The sequence below is a fragment of the Roseovarius atlanticus genome, from assembly GCF_001441615.1.
Taxonomy (GTDB): Bacteria; Pseudomonadota; Alphaproteobacteria; order Rhodobacterales; family Rhodobacteraceae; genus Roseovarius; species Roseovarius atlanticus.
Genome location: NZ_LAXJ01000002.1, coordinates 286,303 through 307,266, shown reverse-complemented (window position 1 = coordinate 307,266; position 20,964 = coordinate 286,303). Strand labels below are relative to the sequence as shown.

General features: G+C 64.8%; 21 protein-coding genes and 2 tRNA genes. 10 read left to right on the top strand and 13 right to left on the bottom strand.

All coding sequences use genetic code 11. The features are described 5' to 3' along the window. Nucleotides 1-124 precede the first annotated feature (124 nt). From XM53_RS01790 to XM53_RS01775, 4 genes are read left to right on the top strand one after another with little or no spacing between them, the layout of a single operon-like run. The gene (locus XM53_RS01790; RefSeq protein ID WP_057789658.1) at nt 125-1,189 is read left to right on the top strand and encodes an extracellular solute-binding protein; all 1,065 of its coding nucleotides are present in this window, start codon (nt 125-127) and stop codon (nt 1,187-1,189) included. A 58-nt stretch (nt 1,190-1,247) separates the two neighbouring features. After that, nucleotides 1,248-2,339: an ABC transporter ATP-binding protein gene (locus XM53_RS01785; protein WP_057789656.1), complete on the top strand. Its 1,092-nt coding sequence runs from the start codon at nt 1,248-1,250 to the stop codon at nt 2,337-2,339. Continuing rightward, entirely contained in the window at nt 2,339-3,196 is an 858-nt protein-coding gene (locus XM53_RS01780; protein ID WP_057789654.1) for an ABC transporter permease, read from the top strand. The genes XM53_RS01785 and XM53_RS01780 overlap by 1 nt, the downstream gene beginning before the upstream one ends. A gap of 3 nt (nt 3,197-3,199) precedes the next feature. Continuing rightward, nucleotides 3,200-4,048 (top strand): ABC transporter permease, encoded by an 849-nt coding sequence (locus XM53_RS01775; RefSeq protein ID WP_057789652.1) that lies wholly within the window; start codon nt 3,200-3,202, stop codon nt 4,046-4,048. 70 nt (nt 4,049-4,118) lie between these two features. On the opposite strand, the gene XM53_RS01770 is transcribed toward XM53_RS01775, so the two are convergent. The 3 genes from XM53_RS01770 to XM53_RS01760 all read right to left on the bottom strand — a co-directional run bounded on the left by XM53_RS01770 (nt 4,119) and on the right by XM53_RS01760 (nt 5,718). Next, nucleotides 4,119-4,613, bottom strand: coding sequence for a hypothetical protein (locus XM53_RS01770; RefSeq protein ID WP_144435418.1), 495 nt, complete (start codon nt 4,611-4,613; stop codon nt 4,119-4,121). Between the two features lie 57 nt (nt 4,614-4,670). Next, nucleotides 4,671-4,745: transfer RNA gene (locus tag XM53_RS01765), tRNA-Asn, on the bottom strand. Between the two features lie 70 nt (nt 4,746-4,815). After that, entirely contained in the window at nt 4,816-5,718 is a 903-nt protein-coding gene (locus XM53_RS01760; protein WP_057789648.1) for an MBL fold metallo-hydrolase, read from the bottom strand. A 46-nt stretch (nt 5,719-5,764) separates the two neighbouring features. Here XM53_RS01760 and XM53_RS01755 point away from each other — a divergent pair, with 46 nt between their 5' ends. After that, the gene (locus XM53_RS01755) at nt 5,765-7,069 is read left to right on the top strand and encodes an ATP-binding protein (RefSeq protein WP_057789647.1); all 1,305 of its coding nucleotides are present in this window, start codon (nt 5,765-5,767) and stop codon (nt 7,067-7,069) included. A 35-nt stretch (nt 7,070-7,104) separates the two neighbouring features. On the opposite strand, the gene XM53_RS01750 is transcribed toward XM53_RS01755, so the two are convergent. From XM53_RS01750 to XM53_RS01735, 4 genes are all read right to left on the bottom strand, one after another. After that, nucleotides 7,105-10,158 carry an efflux RND transporter permease subunit gene (locus XM53_RS01750; protein WP_057789645.1) on the bottom strand — a complete coding sequence of 1,018 codons (3,054 nt, stop codon included), beginning with the start codon at nt 10,156-10,158 and terminating at the stop codon, nt 7,105-7,107. A gap of 4 nt (nt 10,159-10,162) precedes the next feature. Then, the gene (locus tag XM53_RS01745; RefSeq protein WP_057789643.1) at nt 10,163-11,224 is read right to left on the bottom strand and encodes an efflux RND transporter periplasmic adaptor subunit; all 1,062 of its coding nucleotides are present in this window, start codon (nt 11,222-11,224) and stop codon (nt 10,163-10,165) included. Nucleotides 11,225-11,448: 224 nt separating this feature from the next. Continuing rightward, nucleotides 11,449-11,754, bottom strand: coding sequence for an SH3 domain-containing protein (locus XM53_RS01740; protein ID WP_057789641.1), 306 nt, complete (start codon nt 11,752-11,754; stop codon nt 11,449-11,451). Between the two features lie 23 nt (nt 11,755-11,777). Then, a tRNA-Ile gene (locus tag XM53_RS01735) sits at nt 11,778-11,854 on the bottom strand. A gap of 131 nt (nt 11,855-11,985) precedes the next feature. On the opposite strand from XM53_RS01735, the gene purM reads away from it, so the two are divergent. Beyond that, nucleotides 11,986-13,032 carry a phosphoribosylformylglycinamidine cyclo-ligase gene (gene purM, locus XM53_RS01730; protein ID WP_057789639.1) on the top strand — a complete coding sequence of 349 codons (1,047 nt, stop codon included), beginning with the start codon at nt 11,986-11,988 and terminating at the stop codon, nt 13,030-13,032. Then, nucleotides 13,029-13,622, top strand: a complete 594-nt coding sequence (gene purN, locus XM53_RS01725; protein WP_082630672.1) for a phosphoribosylglycinamide formyltransferase — start codon at nt 13,029-13,031, stop codon at nt 13,620-13,622. The genes purM and purN overlap by 4 nt, the downstream gene beginning before the upstream one ends. Before the next feature lie 26 nt (nt 13,623-13,648). Here the strand turns inward: purN and XM53_RS23370 are convergent, their stop codons facing one another. After that, entirely contained in the window at nt 13,649-13,825 is a 177-nt protein-coding gene (locus XM53_RS23370; RefSeq protein WP_160321352.1) for a hypothetical protein, read from the bottom strand. 208 nt (nt 13,826-14,033) lie between these two features. On the opposite strand from XM53_RS23370, the gene rnd reads away from it, so the two are divergent. Continuing rightward, the gene (rnd, locus tag XM53_RS01720; protein WP_057789637.1) at nt 14,034-15,194 is read left to right on the top strand and encodes a ribonuclease D; all 1,161 of its coding nucleotides are present in this window, start codon (nt 14,034-14,036) and stop codon (nt 15,192-15,194) included. Nucleotides 15,195-15,198: 4 nt separating this feature from the next. Here rnd and XM53_RS01715 read toward each other — a convergent pair whose 3' ends face one another. After that, on the bottom strand, nt 15,199-15,789 hold the full coding sequence (locus XM53_RS01715; protein ID WP_057789635.1) for a hypothetical protein: 591 nt from the start codon (nt 15,787-15,789) through the stop codon (nt 15,199-15,201). A 130-nt stretch (nt 15,790-15,919) separates the two neighbouring features. Between XM53_RS01715 and XM53_RS01710 the strand changes: the two genes are divergently transcribed. Beyond that, nucleotides 15,920-16,330 (top strand): SufE family protein, encoded by a 411-nt coding sequence (locus XM53_RS01710; protein ID WP_057789633.1) that lies wholly within the window; start codon nt 15,920-15,922, stop codon nt 16,328-16,330. A 117-nt stretch (nt 16,331-16,447) separates the two neighbouring features. Here the strand turns inward: XM53_RS01710 and XM53_RS01705 are convergent, their stop codons facing one another. From XM53_RS01705 to XM53_RS01695, 3 genes are all read right to left on the bottom strand, one after another. After that, nucleotides 16,448-17,077, bottom strand: a complete 630-nt coding sequence (locus XM53_RS01705) for a DUF1638 domain-containing protein (protein ID WP_057789631.1) — start codon at nt 17,075-17,077, stop codon at nt 16,448-16,450. A 1-nt stretch (nt 17,078) separates the two neighbouring features. Further along, nucleotides 17,079-17,264: a hypothetical protein gene (locus XM53_RS01700; RefSeq protein ID WP_144435417.1), complete on the bottom strand. Its 186-nt coding sequence runs from the start codon at nt 17,262-17,264 to the stop codon at nt 17,079-17,081. Between the two features lie 97 nt (nt 17,265-17,361). After that, nucleotides 17,362-18,066 carry a corrinoid protein gene (locus XM53_RS01695; RefSeq protein ID WP_057789627.1) on the bottom strand — a complete coding sequence of 235 codons (705 nt, stop codon included), beginning with the start codon at nt 18,064-18,066 and terminating at the stop codon, nt 17,362-17,364. A gap of 205 nt (nt 18,067-18,271) precedes the next feature. Between XM53_RS01695 and XM53_RS01690 the strand changes: the two genes are divergently transcribed. Next, nucleotides 18,272-19,360, top strand: coding sequence for a PA0069 family radical SAM protein (locus XM53_RS01690; RefSeq protein ID WP_057789625.1), 1,089 nt, complete (start codon nt 18,272-18,274; stop codon nt 19,358-19,360). Nucleotides 19,361-19,614: 254 nt separating this feature from the next. On the opposite strand, the gene XM53_RS01685 is transcribed toward XM53_RS01690, so the two are convergent. Beyond that, nucleotides 19,615-20,922 carry an HlyC/CorC family transporter gene (locus XM53_RS01685; protein WP_057789623.1) on the bottom strand — a complete coding sequence of 436 codons (1,308 nt, stop codon included), beginning with the start codon at nt 20,920-20,922 and terminating at the stop codon, nt 19,615-19,617. Between the last annotated feature and the right edge of the window lie 42 nt (nt 20,923-20,964).

Genomic DNA, 20,964 nt, shown 5'->3' with positions numbered 1-20,964 from the left:
GGGGGCCTGACAAGAAACTGTCAAGAAACTCGAGGATAAGGCACCGACTCGTCAAAGAGTTTGACCAAATGGTCAATGCTGACCATCCTGCACGCAAACAATTATCCACAAGAGGGGGACACCCATGAAAAAGACTTTGCTTACCACAACCTGCCTGGCCGTGTTCGGCCTGTCGCAGGCCGCCACCGCCGACACGCTGCGCCTGCTGACCTGGGGCGGCTACGCCCCCGACGAGGTCGTCGAGATGTTCGAGGAACAGACCGGCCACACCGTCGAGGTGACCATGTCCAACAACGAGGAAATGATCGCCAAGCTGCGCGCGACGGGCGGCGGCGGTTTCGACCTCGCCCAGCCCTCGCAGGACCGTATCATGGGCCCGCAGATGGAATTCGGCATCTACAAACCCATGGATATGTCCAAGATCGACGAGTCGCTCTTCATCCCCTCCATGCTGGAAGCCACCAAGGGCAACACCACCGTGAACGGAGAGGTCTACGGCGTGCCGCATGTCTGGGGCACCTCCGGCCTTGTGCTGAACACCGCCGAGGCGGGCGACGTGGTCAAGGACTACACCGACCTGTGCGACCCTTCGCTGGAAGGCAAGGTGTCTTATCGCCTGAAACGCCCCACGCTGATCGGCTTTGCCTTTGCCATGGGCGAAGACCCGTTCGCGGCCTATGACGACGAGGCCAAGTACACCGAGATCATGGAAAAGGTCGAAACCAAGCTGACCGAGTGCAAGTCCAACGTCAAAGCCTATTGGAGCGGCGGCGACGAGTTGATGAACCTCCTGCGCTCGGGCGAGGTCACGGCATCGATGGCCTGGGACACCGGTGGCTGGAAGCTGAACGAGGACAATGCCGACATAACCTTCGTCGCGCCTGCCTCGGGCGCGCTCGGCTGGATCGACACCTTCGTGCTGCCCGCCAAGGGACAGGCCGACGACGTGGCCTACGAGTGGATCAACTTCGTGATGCAGCCCGAGGTGTCGGCGATGATCACGGCTGCGGCGGGCAACTTCACCGCGTCTGCGGGCGCAGACGAATATGCCGAGGACGCGCTCAAGGCCAAGTACCAGGCCAGCTTCCCGCCGGAAGCGGTCGACAATATCAAGTGGTACCCACCGGTTCCCGCCGGTCTTGAAGCCATCGAAGGCGAAGTTCTGGACCGCGTCCAGGCCGCCAACTGATCTTCCATGAAAATGCGGCACCCTGTTGCGGGGTGCCGCCCAACAAACGGCCCCCTGCATGACCCCTGATCTTGAATGCGTCGACCTTGTAAAGCGTTTCGGCGACACGACCGCCGTTGATGACGTGTCATTTTCCGTGCCGCCGGGCAGTTTCTTTTCCATCCTCGGCCCGTCGGGCTGTGGCAAGACGACGATCATGCGCATGATCGCGGGCTTTCTCGATCCCACGTCGGGCGACATTCGCATTAAGGGCGGCACGGTTCTGGACACGCCCCCCAACAAGCGCCCGGTCAACATGGTGTTCCAGCACCTCGCGCTGTTCCCGATGATGACTATCGCCGACAATATCGGCTACGGGTTGCGCCGTCAGGGCATGGCCAAGGCCCAGATCGCCCGCAAGGTGGACGAGGCGCTGGACCGCATCGGCCTGCCGGGCATCGGCGCGCGCAAGGTCGATGAGCTGTCAGGCGGGCAGAAGCAACGCGTGGCCATCGCCCGCTGCATGGTTCTGGAACCAGATGTGCTGCTCTTGGACGAACCTCTGGGCGCACTCGATCTCAAGCTGCGCGAGCACATGAAGATCGAGCTGAAGGCGCTTCAAGCCGCCTTCGACACGACCTTCGTCTACATCACCCACGACCAGTCCGAGGCGCTGGTGATGTCCGACCAGATCGCCGTGATGAATGCCGGCCGGTTTGAGCAGGTCGGCACGGGCCAGGACCTCTATTACCGGCCCGCCACACCCTTTGTCGCCGGGTTCATCGGCGAAGCGAACCGCTGGACCGGGCGCATCGACCGCGTCGAAGGCTCATCGCTGGAGATGCGCACCGACACCGGCCTTGCCATGCGCGCGACCGCCGCCCATGCGCTGTCCAAGGGCGACACTGCCGAAATTTTCGTACGCCCCGAATCCGTCCACATCGCCGCCAATGCCGAGGCGCTGGCGCAGTTCGAGAACCGGATGCAGGGCAGGGTGACAAGCCTGCTGTTCAACGGCGCGGCCTCGCGCGTTCTGGTAGAGGACGACGCCGGCGAAACGCTCGAGGTCACGCTTCCCCAGACCGGGGAATTCGCCAGCCTGAAACGCGGCGACAAGGTGCATATCGGCTGGGGCGCGGCACAGGCGATGTGCTTTGCCGGGGCCGCTTGATGCGCGCCGAGGCCCGGATCGGGTTCATCCTGCTGCTCACGCCGCTTCTTCTGTGGCTGGGCCTGCTGATCGTCATACCGCATATCGACATGCTGATCATCTCGCTGCGCGAACGCATCAGTTTCGGCGTCTACGAACCCAGCCTGACGCAATATGAAAAGGCCCTGACCGAGCCGCTCTACCTGCGCACCTTCTGGCGCACGGCGGTGATGTCGGTGCTGGCCACCGCTATCACCCTGCTGATCGCCTTCCCGGTGTCCTATTACATCGCCAAGATGGCGCGGGGCCGGTTGCAGCAGGTGCTGTTCATGCTGTGCCTGATCCCGTTCTACGTCTCGGAACTGGTGCGCACCTTCGGCTGGATGATCCTCTTGCGCGAGACCGGCCTTATCTCGAACCTGCTGCAATGGGCGGGGCTGGCCGATCAGCCGGTCGAGATGCTTTATAACGACGCGGCCATGATGGTGGGCCTCGTCTATACCTCGATGCTTTTCATGGTCGTCCCGCTGGTCACGACGCTGGAAAGCCTCGACGACAGCGTGGTCGAGGCGGGTTACGACCTTGGCGGCAATGGCCTGTCGGTCCTGCGCGAGATCATCATCCCGCACGCCATGCCAGGGATCGTGTCGGGCTGCATCGTGGTCTTCATGCTCAGCCTGGGCAACTACCTGACGCCGACCATGCTGGGCGGCAAGGACAGCCTGTGGTTCACCGAGATGATCTATAACCAGTTCATCGTCCGCTCCAACTGGGAGCTGGGCGCGGCCTTCGGCTTCATGCTCTTGGTGCTGTCGTCGGTGATCGTCTGGGGGATGCTGCGCCTGACGGGGCGCACCCTTCAGGAAACGATGGGGTAGGCCATGATCCCGACCATTCCCCGTTCCCGCAGCTTTCGCGTCCTTTACGGCGGCTACGTGCTGCTCTTCTTCCTCTACCTCGCACTGCCGCTCACGGTGGTCGCCGTCTTCGCCTTCAACGACAGCCAGTTTCCGTCGCTGCCCTGGGAAGGCTTCACCTGGAACTGGTTCTTTGGCGAGGACCGCCCCCAGATCGGCGTTTTCCACGAACGCGGCATCCTGCGCTCCGTGGGCACCTCGGCCTTCGTCGCCGCCTGCGTCGCGGTGCTGTCGGTGAGTGTCGGCACCACCAACGCCTTCCTCTTCAACCGCTACGAATTCCGCGGCAAGGGCGCGCTTTACGTGCTCATGCTCTTGCCGCTGGTGATTCCCGGCATCGTGCTCGGCATCTCGATCCTGGTGTTTTCCTCGACCCTCGCGAACGGCATATGGAACGCGGCGGAAGTGGATATCCAGGCGCTGCGCCCCGGCTTGCTGCTGGTGATCCTCGGGCAGTTCTCCTTTATCACCACGATCGCCACACTGGTCATCACCGCCCGCCTGCAGAAATTCGACCGCACGCTGGAAGAGGCCGCGCTGAACCTCGGTGCCACGCGCCTGACAGCCGTGCGCACGATCACCATCCCCTTCCTCATGCCCGCGATGATCGGCGCGGTGGTGGTGGCCTTCCTGATGAGCTTTGAGAATTTCAACACAACGCTGATGCTGGTCGGCTCCGACGCGCCCCTGACCATCGCCATGTTCGACCGTCTGAAAGAAGGCTCGACACCCCTTCTGAATGCGGTTTCCCTGTTGCTGATGCTGGGCTCATCGATCCTGGCGCTTGTCGTGATCCTGTTCCAGCGCCGATAGTGGTCTTGTCCGTCATCATGTTGCGCATCGGACGGTGCCGGGCGGCAAAGGAATACGCGTCTTTAGCCAGTCAGTGCTCGGCAAAATCGGGCCATGACACTTGGGATCTTACGGTCAGCGCCTCAGGCAGCCACGTCACGATCCCTGGGGCCAAAGCGAACAGGATACACGCACCTTCCGTGTCGGCGATCTGGCAGCGCGCCAGCTCGGTCAACAACGCAACATGCTCGGGCTTCAGATGGTCCACCTGTCGTCTCTCCGTCCTCAGCGCGAAGGCCATGTCGGTGAGCGCCGTCAAGCGCGCGACGAGGATCTTCGCTTCGGAGAGGACGTCGGTTCGCAGCGAGACGCAGAGAGCCGAATTTTGTCCAGGGTTCGATATCTCCCCCCACGCCTTCGGCAGACGGCGCCGGAAGAAGAAGCCCGAGGGGCGTTTTTCGAGGTAGGGGGTGTGTGCGACTCCGGCCATGCGGGCAGCCTCCGAAAAGGGTTTCAGGGCATCCGGGAGTCGCGATCCGTGCACCTGTGCGTTCACGCGTTTGTGCACCAAAATGTGCACGTGCACGCGTGGCTCCGACTCTGGTCGGGATACTTCCAGTGAAATCAGTAGCTTAGGGGGTTTTGGCTCCGGCGGTAGGGATCGAACCTACGACCAATTGATTAACAGTCAACTGCTCTACCGCTGAGCTACGCCGGAATACCGGGGGCGGATATAGCAACCTCCTCTTGCGGCGTCCAGAGGAATTGTGACAAAAATTTCGCTGCTTTCACATTAATGCGAACCGCGCCGAGCCGGTCAGGGCGCCCTTCGGTGCAACCCTGTTTCTGCCATGAAGATCAATAAGATGCGCCAGGACGTTCCGGGCGGCGGCGCCCAACAGCGCGGCAGGCGTGTCGGTGTATATGCGCCGCGCCAGGGTCTGCGCATCCGCCGGGCCGTCGCGCAGCGCCTCCAGGATCGACGCCGCGCGTCCCTCCCGATGTGCGATCAGCCAGTCGAGCCGTGCCATCGGGTCCTCGATGGGGGCACCGTGACCCGAATGGAACACCTTTGCGCCGCGCGCCCGCAGGCGCCGGCAGGAGGCCATGAAATCCGTCAGGTCCCCGTCGGGCGGCGCCACCAATGAACTGGCCCAGCCCATCACCAGGTCGCCGCAGAACACCGTGTCGCCCATGGCGAAACTCAGGTGGTTGCCCAGATGTCCTGGTGTCCACAGCGCCTCGAGCGTCCACTCGTCGCCCTCGATCACCGCGCTGTCGTCCAGCGCGATATCCGGCGCAAAGCCCGCCTCCACGCCTTCGACCGCATCTTCCAGCCCGGCGGCCGCCAGCCGGGTCATGATCGCACTGCGCCCCGATCCAGACGGGCCGAATCCGTGCACCTTCGCCCCGGTCTCACGGGCCAGCTTGTGCGCCAGCGGCGAATGATCCACATGGCTGTGCGTGACCAGCACATGGCTCACGCGTTGGCCGGTCTCCAACGCCCCCAGAATAGCCGCCAGGTGGGCCGCATCGTCGGGTCCGGGGTCGATCACCGCAATGTTGCGCGTGCCCAACAGGTAGGTGTTGGTCCCCCAATAGGTCATCGGTGACGGGTTGTCGGCCAGAACGCGGCGCAGGCCCGGGGCCAGCGCCTCCGCGATGCCGGGGGTGGGGCGGTCGTCCTGCATGTGCTTCGCTCTTTCCGATCCTGATCGTCGCGGATAGGTTTAGCGCATGTCCTTTCGCTGGCTCAAACGCTATATGCCCCGGTCGCTTTACGGCCGCGCCATCGCGATCCTGCTGCTGCCGGTCATCACCCTGATGCTGGTGGTCTCGATCGTCTTCGTGCAGCGCCATTTCGAAGGCGTGACCAAGCAGATGACTCGCACCGCCAGCCGCGAAGTGCAGGTCGTGCTCGATGCCGGCCTTCCCGCGTCCGAGATCGGCGACTCGCGGCTGGCTCGTACCTTGCGTATCTCGGTCGAGGCACTGCCGCTCGACGCGCTGCCCTCGGGCGACAGCCGCCGCTGGTACGATTTCACCGGCAACTACGTCATTTCCGAGTTCAACCGCCTTCTGCCGATGCTGCAGGCGCTGGACCTGCCCGACGACCAGGTCGTACATCTCTATTTCGCCATGGAAGACACCGGCCTGCGCATGACCTTCGACCGCCGCCGGGTGTCGGCCTCCAACCCGCACCAGCTTTTGGTCTACATGTTCTTTTTCGCGGCGCTCATGACCGTGATTGCCTATTTCTACCTGCGCAACCAGCTGCGCCCGATCACCCGCCTGGCCTATGCCGCCGAGGCGTTCGGGCGTGGGCGGCACGTCGAATACTGGCCCTCGGGCTCGACCGAAGTGCGCGCCGCGGGGGCGGCCTTCATGGCCATGCGCGCCCGAATCGAGCGGCAGATCGAACAGCGCACGCTCATGCTGTCGGGCGTCAGCCACGACCTGCGCACGCCGATCACCCGGCTCAAGCTGGCGCTTTCGATGCTCGAGGGCGAAGATACCAAGGCGATGGAACAGGACGTGGCCGACATGGAACGCCTGATCAACGAGTTCCTCGATTTCGCGCGCGGCGCACAGGAAACGACGCCCGAGCCCACGGATCCGCAGGCGCTGGTGGCCCGCATCGTCGAAGAGTTTCAGCGTGTCGGCAAAGCTGTGGCGCTTGGCCACTGCGAAGGGCAGGGCGAGGTTATGCTGCGCCCAGGCGGTGTGCGCCGCGCGGTCGAGAACCTGATTGGCAACGCCGTGCGCTACGGCACACGGGCCGAAGTTTCGGTCCTGATGACCGACCGTGCCCTGCGCATCCGCATCGAGGATGACGGGCCGGGCATCCCCCAGGCACAGCGCGAACAGGCGCTCAAACCCTTCGCGCGCCTCGACGAGGCCCGTAACCAGAACCTCGGGACCGGGGTAGGGCTGGGCCTTGCCATTGCCATGGACATCGCCCGCGCCCATGGCGGCACGTTGCGCCTCGGAGAAAGCGAACGGCTGGGCGGGCTACAGGTCGACTTGGTGATCGGTCGCTGACACGGCCCATGCCCGGGCAGGGCAGGGGAGACGCGTCAGGCGCTTGCGGCGGCGTCGGCCTTGCGCTCCTTGGGGAAGAAGCTGAAATAGAACACCGGCGCCGCCACCAGCGTCAGCACCGAGGCAAAGCCCAGCCCGCCCATGATCGTCACCGCCATCGAGGCAAAGAATGCGTCCCACAACAGCGGAATCATCCCCAGGATCGTCGTCGCCGCCGCCAGCACCACGGGCCGCAGACGCGAGGTCGAGGCGTCCAGCACTGCCTGCCGGAACGGCACGCCCTCGGCCCGCACAAGGTCGATCTCCTCGACCAGCACGATGCCGTTCTTGATCAGCATCCCCGACAGGCTCAGAAGCCCCAGAAGCGCCGTGAAGGAAAACGGCAGGCCGGTGCCCAACAGGCCGATCACCACGCCGTTCACGCTCATCGGCACCAGCAGCCAGATGATCACCGGCTGGCGGATCTTGCCGAACAGCAGCACCGAGATCAGCACCATGATCAACAATGACACCGGCAACTGCTTGCCCAGGGCCGTCTGCGCCTCGGTCGAGCTTTCGTATTCACCGCCCCATTCCAGCGCATAGCCCTCGGGCAGCTCCATCGCCTCGACCGCGCCGCGCAGCTGGCCAAAGACACTGGCGGCATTCTCGCCCGCGGGCACTCCGGCCTGGACCGAGATCGTCGGCACCCTGTCGCGCCGCACAAGAAAGGTGTTCTGCGCCTCCCAGCCGAACCCGTCGGTGATCTGCGCCACCGGGATATAGGCCTGCGCGGCGGCGGAATAGACCGGCAGGTCGGACAAGTGCTCTGCGCCGTCGCCCCCGGCGCTGTCGGCCCGCATGATGATCGGGATCAGCCGGTCCTGCTCGCGGTAGACCCCCACCTGCACGCCGTCGGTCCCGAATTGCAGCGCCTGCGCCAGGTCGTCACGCGCCACACCCGCCGCCTTGGCCCGTTCGTCGGCGAAACGCGGCACCAGCGTCAGCTCCCGCTCGCGCCAGTTGGTGCGCAGATCGACCAGCCGGTCGGACGCCCCCAGCATGACCTCTTCCGCCTCTTGCGCCAGTTGCCGCAGCACGTCCGCGTCCGGCCCCGAGAACCGCGCCTCGATCGGCGCCCCGCCACCGGGGCCGAAGGCCAGCCGCTCGGTGCGGAACTCGCCTTCGGGCAGGGCGGTGCGGCCGAATTGCTCGACATCCGCCCGCAGGGGCGGGATCTGCTCCAGCGTCTCGGTGCGGATGATCAGGTGGCCATAGGTCGGCAGCGCCTCCTCGGGGGCGTAGGTCAGCATGAACCGCGTCGCGCCGCCGCCGATGAAGGTGGCCACCGACACAACGTCGTCGCGCTCGGCCAGCCACGCCTCGACCTGGGCCATGTCCTCCGACACGCGGTGGATGCTGGCACCCTGCGGCAGCTTGTAATGCACATAGAACAGAGGCGTGTTGGAGTCGGGAAAAAACTGCTGCTTGACCTGTGCGAACCCCATGTAGCACACCACCGTCACCCCGATCAGCGCCAGGATCACAAGATAGCGCACCCGCAGCGCGCCGGACAGCACCGCGCGGTAAGCGCGAAAGAGCGGCCCGGCATAGGGGTCATGTCCTTCGCCACTGCCCACCTTGAAAAAGTAATGCCCCAAAAGCGGCGTCGCTGTGATAGCCAGCACCCAGGACAACAGCAGCGATATCCCGATCACCGCGAACAGCGAGAACAGGAACTCGCCCGTGGCGTCGGGACTAAGCCCGATGCCCGCAAAGGCCATGATACCGATCACCGTCGCGCCCAGCAACGGGATCTGCGTCTTGCTGGCCACGTCCTCTGCCGCGTCGTGCGACGGTTTGCCCGCGGCCATGTCGCCCTGCATTCCCTCGGCCACCACGATGGCGTTGTCCACCAGCATCCCCATCGCGATGATCAGCGCCCCCAGCGAGATCCGCTCCATCTCGATCCCGAAGATCGCCATCAAGAACACCGTGCCCACCACCGTCAAAAGCAGCGTCGAGCCCACCACCACGGCCGACCGCCAGCCCATGAAGACCGCCAGCACCAGCACCACGATCGTCACCGACATGGCCAGGTTCAGCAGAAAGTCGTTCGAGGCCTCGTCCACTACCAGATGCTGCTGGTAGATCGGGTGCAGTTCCACCCCGGCGGGCACGTCGCGCATCAGCTCGCCCAACCGCGCATCCACCCGCTTGCCCACGTCCACGATGTTCAGATCGGACTTGCCGGCAACCCCCAGCGTGAACGCCTCCTTGCCCTGGAACCGGATGATCTCGGTCGGCTCCTCGACGCGGGCGCGCTCGACCTCGGCAAAATCCAAAAGGTCGATCACGTCGCCGCCCACACCGATGGTCAGGTTGGCAATCTCGTCCACCGTGTCCGACCCCACTGGCGCCTGGATGCGAATATCCTGCCCATTCTGCCGGAAACTGCCCGCCGGCGTGCGCGTGTCGGCCTGCGACAATGCACCGGCGATGGCGTCGGGACTGACGCCCAGGTTGGTGATGATCGAGGTCCGCGCGTTGACGTAAATCGCCTCGGACGGCAGGCCCGCCACCGCTACATCGGCCACGCCTTCGACCGCCAGCAATTCGCGCCTCAGGTACTCGGAAATCTCGTGCACTTCCGCATCGGAAAAGCCCGGCGCGGTAAAGGCATAGAACACGCCGAAGACGTCGCCGAACGTGTCGTTCACGATGGGCCTGCCGGCCTCGGAAGGCAGGTTGCGCGTCGCGTCCTCGACCCGATTGCGCAGCTTGGTCCAGATCGCGGGCAGTTCCGAGCCGTCATAGGTGCTCTCGATATTCACCGAGATCCGGCTGACCCCCGGCTTGTTGGACGAGGTGATGAAGTCGATCTCGCCCATCTTCTGGATTTCCGATTCGATCGGCTCGCTGACCTCGCGCGCCACCTGTTCTGCCGACGCGCCGGGATATTGCGTGATCACGATGGCGTTCTTGATGGTAAAGGCCGGGTCTTCCAAGCGGCCGATGGTGGCAAACCCCCAGATCCCGCCCAAAAGGCAGGTCAGCATCAGGATCCATGTGATTAGCGACCTGTCGATCGAGGCGCGGGCGATGGACATGGGCTTACTCCCCGATGCGGGTGAAGGGACGGGCGCTCTGGCCGTCGCGCAGCTGCGACGCGCCGGTCTCGACGATCTGCGTGCCGTCTTCGGGGCCTTCGGTCATGTAGATGCGGCTGTCCTCGTGCACTTCTATCTCGACGGCGCGTCGCGCCACCTTGCCGTCCTCATAGACCATGACGGCGGCATTGCCCTCGGCGTCGTAGACCAGCGCGGTCTCGGGCAGGACGACGCCCTGCTGCTGCGGCCCCGTGACGGCCGTATAGACCGTGACCGACGCGCCCGGAAAGACGAAGGCGCCGGGACTCTCGGTAAAGGCCAGCGTGATCGTATAGGTCTGCCCGGTGGCCGAGGTTTCGGTCTCGAATTCGCGCAGCGCAAGGTCGTAACGGCGTCCCTCACCGGGAAACTCGGCGTAGAACGCGATCTGATCGTCGGCCCCGGCCTGCCGGAACAGGACTTCCGGCACCTGGATATCCACGCGCAGCTCCGACACGTCATGCAGCCGAACCACCGGCGTGCCCGCCTGAACCGTCTGGAAATTGGCCACCAGCCGCTTGGCGATCAGCGCGTCGAAGGGCGCGCGCAGCGTGGCATGATCCAGATCCTCCCGGGCGCTGTTCAGCGCGATCTCGGCCAGCCGCAGCTGGGTCTGCGCGTCCTGCACCTGCACCTCGCTCACCGCCTGTCCGCGCAGCGATTCCAGCCGCTCGGCATCGCGCTGCGCCTTGTCGAAGTTGGCCTCGGCCTCGGCCACGGCGCGTTCGTAGCCCGACAGGTCCAGCTGCGCGATCTCCGCGCCCTCGGGCTTGCGCGCGCCTTCCTCGGCGTTCAGCACCTCCAGCTTTCCCGGCACCTGAAAGGCAAGATCGACCGTCTGCCGCGCCGCCACCTGACCGAAGAACTGACGTTGCACCGTGACCGGCTCGCTCGACAGCGTCATCAGCTTGACGGGTTTGGGCGGTGCCGCGGCATCCGGGGCCTGGCCTTCGTCCTGTGCCGGGGCCGATGTGGCAAACGACAGCGACAGCACGCAGGCAAGAAACGCGGGGAGCAAACGGCGCATGATAGGACTCCTGACAAGGAACGGGCAGCTGCCTCGCCACATAGTACAGGTGAAAAGTGAAACCAACAGTTTAGTTATTTCTTCGCTCCGCCCAGCGGTGCCAGCCGTTTTCTTCAAAAGAAAACGGCCCGGAAACTTTTCAAAGTTTCCGAAATGGAAAATACGCATTATCCATCCTGTTTTCTGCGCAGAAAACGCCCCCGGAACCGCCCCTTGCGCGCCGCTCAGCCCTTGGGCCGCAGATAGGTCTCGGACGCATATCCCGTCAGCCCCGGCGCCCGATCCAGCGCCACCTCGCACCAGCGTGTGCCGCCGACCCGGTTGCAGTCGCGCACCCGCACCAGCGTGCCGTTGGGCAGCCCCACGCGCGTCTCGAAGCCCAGGCCCGGCCCGCCGCGCAGCTTCAGCATGTCGCCCTCTTCCACGCCGTAGACCTCGTAGATATCCGAGGTGAACGCCGTGACCGGCCCCGTCTCCGCACAAGCGGACAGAAAACCAAGGGCGGCAAGAATGGAAAAGGGTCTGCGCATGGTGCCTCTCTTCGGGGTCGTTCTGGTAGGCCCGGAGGGACTCGAACCCCCAACCAAAGCGTTATGAGCGCTCTGCTCTAACCAATTGAGCTACAGGCCCGACCTTTGCTCGGGATAGGCGCGGGCAGGGCGGGCGTCAAGGGCTCTGGCAGACCCTCGTGGGCATTCGCGATTGCACGGACGCCCGCGATGGATTAACCGAAGCCCCGACATGCCAAGCGGAGACCGCACATGACCGACGCCAAGAACGGGATCACCTATGCCGATGCCGGCGTGGATATCGACGCGGGCAACGCCCTTGTCGACCGGATCAAGCCTGCCGCCAAGCGCACCAGCCGCGCCGGCGTCATGGCGGGCCTCGGCGGCTTCGGCGCGCTTTTCGATCTCAAGGGCGCGGGCTATACCGACCCCATTCTCGTGGCGGCCACCGACGGGGTCGGCACCAAGCTGCGCATCGCCATCGACACCGGGCATGTGGACGGCGTCGGGATCGACCTCGTGGCGATGTGCGTCAACGACCTTGTCTGCCAGGGGGCCGAGCCGCTTTTCTTCCTCGATTATTTTGCAACAGGCAAGCTCGACACGGATATCGCCGCCCGCATCATCGAAGGCATCGCCGAAGGTTGCGTACAGTCCGGTACAGCGCTCATCGGCGGCGAGACGGCGGAAATGCCCGGCATGTACCCCGAGGGCGACTTCGACCTCGCCGGTTTTGCCGTGGGTGCCATGGAGCGTGGCAGCGACCTGCCCGCGGGCGTGACGGAGGGGGACGTTCTCTTGGGCCTTGCCTCCAACGGCGTACATTCCAACGGCTATTCCCTCGTGCGCAAGTTGGTCGAGATGTCCGGTCTCGGCTGGGACGCCGACTGCCCGTGGTCTGATGGCACCCTCGGCGCGGCCCTGCTGACGCCCACGCGCCTTTACGTGACTCAAGCGCTCGAGGCGGTCCGCGCGGGCGGCGTTCACGCGCTCGCCCATATCACCGGCGGGGGCCTGACCGAGAATATCCCGCGTGTCCTGCCCGACGACCTTGGCGTCGACATCGACCTTGGCAGCTTTGATCTGCCACCCGTCTTCCGCTGGCTGATGGGGCAGGGCGGCATGGCCGAGGCCGAGATGCTCAAGACCTTCAACTGCGGCGTGGGCATGGTGCTGGCCGTCGACGCCTCTCGCGCCGATGCGCTGAGCGCGCTCTTGCAAGACACCGGCGAGACCGTTTTCCGTCTCGGTCACGTCACCGAAGGTCCGGGCGTGCGCTACACCGGCACGCTCGCGTGACCAAACGCGTCGCGATCCTGTTTTCTGGCGGCGGTTCCAACATGGTGGCGCTGATCGACAGCATGACGGGCGACCATCCCGCGCGGCCCGTCGTGGCGGTCTGCAACAACGCCGACGCTCCGGGGATTGAAAAGGCGGCGGCGCGGGGCGTGGAGACCGAAGTGGTCGATCACCGCCCTTTCAAGGGCGACCGCACCGCGTTCGAGACCGTGCTGAACGCAACGCTCGAACGCCACGCCCCCGACATCATCTGTTTCGCCGGGTTCATGCGCATCTTCACCGACCGCTTCATCTCACACTGGCAGGACCGGATGATCAACATTCACCCGTCGCTGCTGCCCAAGTACCGCGGCCTCGACACCCACGCCCGCGCCATCGCGGCGGGCGAGGCCGAGGCCGGCTGCACCGTCCACGAGGTCACGCTTGAACTGGACGATGGCCCGATCCTGGGCCAGGCCCGCGTGCCCGTGATGCCAGACGACACGCCCGAGGCGCTGGCCGCCCGCGTGCTGGAACAGGAGCACCGGCTTTATCCGGCTGTCCTGCGCCGCTTCGCCGCCGGCGACCGCACGCCCGTGCTCCTGTCCTGACAGGGGGCGGAACGGGCAACTTTACCTCAGCGCGGCGCGCTTGCCGCCACGTTGCCGTGCCAGTCTGTGGACACATCGGCAGGCGGGGCGCTCAGGGCGACACCGCCAAGCGCCAGCAGCAAAAGCGCACTCAGCGTCATCGCGACGCCGCGCAGGTCGAACCGCAGGGCAGGGCGGGCAGGGATATGGTCGAGGGTCGTCATGGCATGTCTCCATCATTGGAACTGCCTCCCAGATAGTCCCCGGTTCGATATTTTTAAAACGAATGAATGTTGCATGACGCATCACAAAGCGTGATGCATCCGACGCCGCCATGCCGCTTGTCCGCCCCCGTGCGTCACTTGCGCTTTGCTTTCCGTCGCGCCTCGGTATAGGCCGTTGGATTACCACGTTTGATCCGCCGGAGCCGGAATGCACACCATCACCACCACCGAAGACCTCGCCGCCTTTTGCACCCGCGCGGCCGAGGCCGAGTATGTCACCGTCGATACCGAGTTCCTGCGCGAGCGCACCTACTATTCCAAGCTCTGCCTGATCCAGCTGGCTTTGCCGTCGCGGGGCGAGGACGACGCCGTGCTGGTCGACCCGATTGAGGGGCAGGACATGTCTCTGGAACCGCTCTACGACCTTTTCCGCGACCCGTCGGTGGTCAAGGTCTTTCACGCCGCGCGGCAGGATCTGGAAATCTTCTACGTCGACGCCGGGCTCATTCCCGACCCGCTCTTCGACACACAAGTGGCGGCGATGGTCTGCGGCTTCGGTGAACAGGTGGGGTACGAGACGCTGGTGCGCAAGATCGCCAAGCAGTCGCTGGACAAGACCTCGCGCTTTACCGACTGGTCGCGCCGTCCGCTGACGGACGCGCAGAAAACCTATGCGCTGGCGGACGTGACCCACCTGCGCGATATCTACGAATTCCTCGCCGCCAAGCTGGCCGAAACGGGCCGCGACAAGTGGGTGGCCGAGGAAATGCAGGTTCTGACCAACCCCGAAACCTATGTCACCCGCCCCGAAGAGGCGTGGGAACGGGTCAAGACTCGCAACTCGTCCGGCCGGTTCCTGGCCATCGTGCGCGAACTGGCGCGCTTCCGCGAGGACTATGCCCAAAGCCGCAACATCCCCCGCAACCGGGTCTTCAAGGACGACGCGCTGGTCGAACTGGCCTCGACCAAGCCCAAGTCCGCGAACGACCTCTCGCGCTCGCGGCTCTTGCTGCGCGAGGCGCGGCGCGGTGACATCGCCGACGGCATCATCGCGGCGGTCAAGGCGGGGCTCGACTGCCCGAACGACGACCTGCCCAAGCCCGACCGCAGCCGCGAACGGCTTCAGATCAACCCGGCGCTGGCCGACCTTCTGCGCGTTCTGCTCAAGGCGAAATCCGAGGAGTATTCAGTTGCCTCCAAGCTCATCGCCTCGGCGGCCGACCTCGATGCCATCTCGGCGGGCGAACGCGACGTGCCGGCCCTGGGCGGCTGGCGGCGCGACGTGTTCGGGGATGATGCGATGCGGCTCTGCGACGGCAAGGTCGCACTGGCCGCCCGCCGCGGATCGGTTGTGGCGATCGACCTCTGACGCGTCAGCGGCGCGAACTGAGGGCGTTCAGCTCGCCGCGCACGCGGATCTCGTTGATCTCGTCCAGGTCGTTGTTGCTCAGGAACGCGCCCACCCGCACTTCACGGGTGCTTTGCGTGCCCACCGGCGTCTCGATCGGCTGATAGGCGTTCAGCGTGTATTCCATCACGCCATTGACCGGTCCGTCCTCGCTGATCGGAAGCAGGCGCACGTCGAACGCGCCTTCGCGCTGGGGCAGGCCGGTCACGCGCACGATGGCGCCCGTGGGCAGCGGCTCGACCACCAGGCTGGTCACCTGGTCCACCAGGCTGCCGTCGTAGATCTCGACCTTGGCGCGACGGCGGAAGATGCCCGCCTTCTGCGCCGAAGAGGCATTGCGGCGCACGATCAACTCGGCGTTCTGATCGTCGATCAGCGGGTTGCCGGTCTGCCGGTCGCTGGGCGAACGGCGCTCGCCGGTATTGGTGGTGTTCACGATCGGGGCGGACCGGCTGTTGCCGAACCAGTTGCGCGGGTTGACGCCCGAGTCGCGCCAGCCGCTGCACGCCGTCAGCATCATGCTTGAGATCACCATCAGCGAAAGCAAAACCCGCATTTCGACCGCCCCTTCCTCGTTTCTTTTCGACTACCCCATCCGGGCGGGCTTGAAAAGGGACTTGGCGCACTGGACCTCAAGGTGTTGCACACCTAACTGTGGGGCAAAGGACAGACAGGAGACGCAGCGCATGGCGCAACAGGCATTCGAAGAGATCGTCGAGGATTTCGAGTTCCTGGAGGACTGGGAAGACCGCTACCGCTACGTGATCGACCGGGGCAAGGCCATGGACGGGCTGGACGACGCGCTGAAGGTGCCGGCGACCAAGGTCGACGGCTGCGCCAGCCAGGTCTGGCTGCATCCGCAGACCGACGGCGGCACGTTCCGCTTTGACGGCGATTCGGATGCCATGATCGTGCGCGGGCTGATCGCGGTTCTGCGCGCGCTATACAACGGCGTTCCGGTGGGGCAGGTGGGGGCAGTGGACGCCCCCGGCGAGCTGGCCCGGCTGGGCCTGAACGACCATTTGTCGGCGCAACGCTCCAACGGGCTGCGCGCGATGATCGAACGTATCCGCGCCGTGGCGTCCGAGGCGGCCTAATCCAGTAGAGTGGCTGCGCCACGCTCTATATGTTTCGGTTTCGAGGGGCGCCGCCCCTCCGGTCGAAACGATGTTTCGACCTCCTCCCCGGAATATTTCTGGCCAGAAGAAGAAAGGTCAGGCGCGGGCGGCTAGTGCGGTTTCAAGGTCTCCGTAGCCGGTGAAGCGGTATTCGAACTCCAGCCCAAGCCGGTCGGCGCAGTCCTCTGCTTTTGCTTTCAGTGCCGGGTCCTCGACCTGGGCCTGGTAGACCAGCGTGGTGTAGTTGCCGAAAAGCATATCGCGCAGATCTGGATGCCGGTCCAGGCCCATCGGCTTCCACACGAAGGCGTCGAACTGCTTGACCAGGAAATCGGTGAGGTAGAAGGCGGTGATCTCGTCGCGGGCGGCGAAGGTCTCGTTGCCCTCGAAGAAGGAATAGCAATGCGGGCCTTCGACCATCTCGACGCCCAACTCGCGGCATTTCGCCTGCAAGAGCCCGCCAGTGCCGCAATCGGCGTAGACCACGAAGATGTCGTCATAGGCATCGCGGTTTTCGGCCACGGTTGCCTCGACCGCCGTGACGATCCTGTCGGGGTAGAGGTGGTATTTCGCGGGCAGGCATTGCAGGACCATGTGATCCCAGCCATTGGCGCGTTTCAGCGCCAGGATCTCGCGCGCCAGCGCGCCGCAGGCGATCAGCAGGATGCTGCCCTTCGCCCGCTCGGCAAAGCCGTCCTCGGTCAGGGTCGCGTCGCTCGGCAGCATCTCAGCGCCCGCCGCCGCGCAGGCCGATGAAGCGCACCAGAAGGTAGACCCCCAGCACCAGCGGCACCGCCACCACCCAGTTCTCCGTCAGTGTCTCCGGCCTCCAGGTGGAAGTCAGAAGGAAAATCGTGGCCCCAGCGGCGGCGATCACGACGATCAGCAGCAGAACCAGCTTGTTGAGCGGCATGGATGCGATCCTTTCACCGTCACAGATAATCACGGGACGCAAAAGAAAAAGCCCCGCCGCGTCGGGCAGGGCCTTGTCGTTCAGCACGGTCAGGGGCTCAGCCCGTGGCGCCCTGGTTATGCTTGCGGCCCACCAATTCCTTGGCGGTCTCCACCGCCACGGCGGCGTCGCGGCAATAGGCGTCGGCGCCGATGGCCTTGCCGAATTCCTCGTTCAGCGGTGCGCCGCCCACCAGCACGATGTAATCGTCGCGCAGGCCCTGTTCGACCATCGTGTCGATCACCACCTTCATGTAGGGCATCGTGGTGGTCAGCAGCGCCGACATGCCCAGGATGTCGGGCTTTTCGGCTTCCAGCGCCTCGAGGTAGTTCTCGACCGGGTTGTTGATTCCCAGATCGACCACCTCGAACCCGGCGCCTTCCATCATCATCGACACGAGGTTCTTGCCGATGTCGTGGATGTCGCCCTTGACCGTGCCGATCACCATCTTGCCGACGCGCGGCGCACCGGTTTCGGCCAGAAGCGGCTTGAGGATGGCCATGCCGCCCTTCATCGCGTTGGCCGCCAGCAGAACCTCGGGCACGAACAGGATGCCATCGCGGAAATCCTTGCCGACGATGGTCATGCCACCCACCAGCGCCTCGGTCAGCACGCGGTAGGGCGCCCAGCCACGCTCGAGCAGGATGTTGACGCCTTCCTCGATCTCTTCCTTCAGACCGTCATAGAGGTCGTCGAACATCTGCTGGACAAGTTCCTCGTCGTCCAGTTCGCTGAGGATGATGTCGTCTTCTTCGTCGGACATGTGCTTTATCCCTTGGTGCGGCGCATGGGCCTGGTGTCTAGCCACCGCGATTACGTCCATTTTGTCGCACACGACTTTCCAATTCCGACATGCGCGCATCTTGCACCGACAGATACCGCAGATTCCGCGCGGCCTTCAGTGAAAAACTTCCATACTGACGGTGAGCTTGTTGCATATGTTCTCTTAATGTTCCTATAATCGGCGCATGTCCGATGCCTCCGACACCGTCGATCCGCGTTTGCGCCGTCCGGGCCGGGGCGCGGTCAGCAACGCCGTTGGCCGGTACGAGCGGCAGGCACGCAGTTATGAGGATGACGGCTGGGACACCACGCCCGACGAGGTGGCGCTGCGCACGAGCGTCAGTACTGAGCGGCCGCGCAGCATCATCACCTATAACCGCTCGCCCGATCTGCCCTTTGATCGTTCGATCAACCCCTACCGGGGCTGCGAGCATGGCTGCATCTATTGCTTCGCCCGGCCCAGCCACGCCTGGCTCGGGCTTTCGGCGGGGCTCGATTTCGAGACACGGCTGGTCGCGCGCCCCGACGCGCCTCGGGTTCTGGCCGCCGAGCTGCGCAAGCCCGGCTACCGCGTTGCGCCCATCGCCATCGGTACCAATACCGATCCCTACCAGCCCATCGAAAAGTCCCATGGCATCATGCGCGCCTGCCTTCAGGTGCTGTCGGAGTTCAACCATCCGGTCGCCATCGTCACCAAGGGCAGCTTGGTGGAGCGTGACATCGACATCCTGTCCGACATGGCCGCGCGCGGGTTGGCTCGGGTGGGCATTTCCGTGACCACGCTCGATGCGGCGTTATCCCGCGCGATGGAGCCGCGCGCGCCGGCCCCGGCCCGCCGCCTCAAGGTGGTCGGGCGGCTGGCGGATGCAGGCATTCCGGTGCGCGCCATGGTCTCGCCGGTGATCCCGGGCCTGACCTGCCACGAGATCGAGCCGATCCTGAAATCCGTCGCCGGGGCAGGGGCCGGCGCCGCCAACTGGATCATGCTGCGCCTGCCGCTGGAGGTCTCGCCGCTCTTCCGCGAATGGTTGGCCCAGACCTGCCCGGACCGGGCCGCGCGGGTCATGGGCCATGTGCGCGACATGCATGGCGGCAAGGATTACGCCTCGGACTGGGGCCGCCGGATGCGCGGCTCGGGGCCCTATGCCGAGATGGTGGCACAGCGGTTTCGGGTCGCGGCAAAGCGGCTTGGCCTGGACGCCAGACAGCCGCCGCTGCGGAGTGACCTGTTCGAACCGCCCGTCCGGGCCGGGGACCAGATGGAACTCTTCTGAGGTGGATACTCACATCGGCGGGTCCGCGTGGGTTTTCACCCATCCTACGGGTCTGCGCGACACCTCGCCAGGACCTATCCGGCTGCCGTAGGGTGGGGTTCATCCCACCAATGCGCCCTGATTTGCGCACCCCGTCCCGGGCTTGACCCGGGACCTCTATGCCGCCGTGGGGTGGGTGAAAACCCACGCGGACCCACCACGACGTCGCATCCTCCGTAGGGTGGGTGATAACCCACGCGCACCCGCCTCAATTTCTACAACTTCCGCACCTTCAACTTGGTCAACCGGTTGTCCTCCTTCTCCACCACCTCGAAGCGGAAGCCGTGGAAATTGAACACCTGTCCCACCTCGGGAATGATCTGCGCCTCGTAGATCACCAGGCCCGCCACCGTGTTCGCCTCGTCATCCGGCAGGGTCCAGTCCGTCGCGCGGTTGAGGTCGCGGATCGTCGTGCCCCCGTCGACCAGGAACTGCCCGTCGTCGCTACGCCCCACCGGGTGGTCGCCGTCGGGGTCGAACTCGTCGGTGATCTCGCCCACGATCTCTTCCAGGATGTCCTCCAGCGTGATCAGCCCCTGCAAGTCGCCATACTCGTCCACCACCAACGCAAAATGGCTGCGCATCCGCAGGAACTGGCGCATCTGGTCGTCCAGAGTGGTCGTCTCGGGCACGAAATAGGGTTCCATCGCCACGTCGCAGATATCGAACGTCGCCAGCGCCCCGCGGCCGCCTTCGCCCTGCAACGCCAGCGTGTGCATCGCGCGCAAGAGGTCCTTGGCGTGCACCACCCCGATGATGTTGTCGGGATCGTCGCGATAGATCGGCAGGCGCGTGTGGCTGGATTTCAGGCACTGGTCCAGGATCGCTTCCGGTTCCAGCGCGGCGTCGATCATCTCGATCTGGCTGCGGTGCAGCATGATTTCCTCGACCGCGCGGTCGCCAAGGTCGAGCGCGCCCAGGATCCGGTCGCGGTCTTCCTTTTCCACCACGCCTTCGGAATGGCCAAGGTAAAGCGCCCCCGCGATTTCCTCGCGCACGGCCAGGATATGGCTGTCGGGGTCGGTCTTCACGCCAAAGATCCGCAGCACCCCGCGCACCAGGAGGCGCACCGCCGACACCACCGGCGAAAAAACGATGATCACCCAGCGGATCACCGGCGCCGCGTGCGAGGCCGCCGCCTCGGCATTGGTGATGGCATAGGTCTTGGGCAGCACCTCGGCGAAGATCAGCACCAGAAGCGTCATCACCAGCGTCGCCAGCGCCACGCCGCTTTCGCCGAAGGCGCGGGTGAAAAGCGCCGTGGCCAGCGATGTCGCCAGGATGTTCACAAGGTTGTTGCCCAAAAGGACCGAGCCGATCAGCCGCTCGTTGTCCTCGGTGATCTGAAGCGCCTGTTCGGCGCCTTTCGATCCCTTGTCGGCCCGCGCCCGCAGCTTGCCGCGCGACGCGGCCGTCAGCGCGGTTTCACTACCGGAGAAGCAGGCGGACAGAACAAGCAGAAGAAGGATCGCACCGGCAGAGATCCAGAAGGCAGTGTCGAAGGTTGTTAAGGCGGGGTCCATTGTCCAATAGTCACATTATGCGTTGCAGGGGTTATGGGGCGT

What these genes read in the sequence shown, in the direction of transcription:
- XM53_RS01695 (WP_057789627.1), bottom strand. Translation starts at nt 18,066, where the DNA reads ATGTCCGACGAAGAAGACGACATCATCCTCAGCGAACTGGACGACGAG.
- XM53_RS01755 (WP_057789647.1), top strand. Translation starts at nt 5,765, where the DNA reads ATGTCCTTTCGCTGGCTCAAACGCTATATGCCCCGGTCGCTTTACGGC.
- XM53_RS01715 (WP_057789635.1), bottom strand. Translation starts at nt 15,789, where the DNA reads ATGCGGGTTTTGCTTTCGCTGATGGTGATCTCAAGCATGATGCTGACG.
- XM53_RS23370 (WP_160321352.1), bottom strand. Translation starts at nt 13,825, where the DNA reads ATGACGACCCTCGACCATATCCCTGCCCGCCCTGCCCTGCGGTTCGAC.
- XM53_RS01760 (WP_057789648.1), bottom strand. Translation starts at nt 5,718, where the DNA reads ATGCAGGACGACCGCCCCACCCCCGGCATCGCGGAGGCGCTGGCCCCG.
- XM53_RS01700 (WP_144435417.1), bottom strand. Translation starts at nt 17,264, where the DNA reads ATGCCGCTCAACAAGCTGGTTCTGCTGCTGATCGTCGTGATCGCCGCC.
- XM53_RS01740 (WP_057789641.1), bottom strand. Translation starts at nt 11,754, where the DNA reads ATGCGCAGACCCTTTTCCATTCTTGCCGCCCTTGGTTTTCTGTCCGCT.
- XM53_RS01710 (WP_057789633.1), top strand. Translation starts at nt 15,920, where the DNA reads ATGGCGCAACAGGCATTCGAAGAGATCGTCGAGGATTTCGAGTTCCTG.
- XM53_RS01775 (WP_057789652.1), top strand. Translation starts at nt 3,200, where the DNA reads ATGATCCCGACCATTCCCCGTTCCCGCAGCTTTCGCGTCCTTTACGGC.
- XM53_RS01690 (WP_057789625.1), top strand. Translation starts at nt 18,272, where the DNA reads ATGTCCGATGCCTCCGACACCGTCGATCCGCGTTTGCGCCGTCCGGGC.
- XM53_RS01745 (WP_057789643.1), bottom strand. Translation starts at nt 11,224, where the DNA reads ATGCGCCGTTTGCTCCCCGCGTTTCTTGCCTGCGTGCTGTCGCTGTCG.
- purM (WP_057789639.1), top strand. Translation starts at nt 11,986, where the DNA reads ATGACCGACGCCAAGAACGGGATCACCTATGCCGATGCCGGCGTGGAT.
- rnd (WP_057789637.1), top strand. Translation starts at nt 14,034, where the DNA reads ATGCACACCATCACCACCACCGAAGACCTCGCCGCCTTTTGCACCCGC.
- XM53_RS01780 (WP_057789654.1), top strand. Translation starts at nt 2,339, where the DNA reads ATGCGCGCCGAGGCCCGGATCGGGTTCATCCTGCTGCTCACGCCGCTT.
- XM53_RS01705 (WP_057789631.1), bottom strand. Translation starts at nt 17,077, where the DNA reads ATGCTGCCGAGCGACGCGACCCTGACCGAGGACGGCTTTGCCGAGCGG.
- XM53_RS01790 (WP_057789658.1), top strand. Translation starts at nt 125, where the DNA reads ATGAAAAAGACTTTGCTTACCACAACCTGCCTGGCCGTGTTCGGCCTG.
- XM53_RS01685 (WP_057789623.1), bottom strand. Translation starts at nt 20,922, where the DNA reads ATGGACCCCGCCTTAACAACCTTCGACACTGCCTTCTGGATCTCTGCC.
- XM53_RS01750 (WP_057789645.1), bottom strand. Translation starts at nt 10,158, where the DNA reads ATGTCCATCGCCCGCGCCTCGATCGACAGGTCGCTAATCACATGGATC.
- XM53_RS01785 (WP_057789656.1), top strand. Translation starts at nt 1,248, where the DNA reads ATGACCCCTGATCTTGAATGCGTCGACCTTGTAAAGCGTTTCGGCGAC.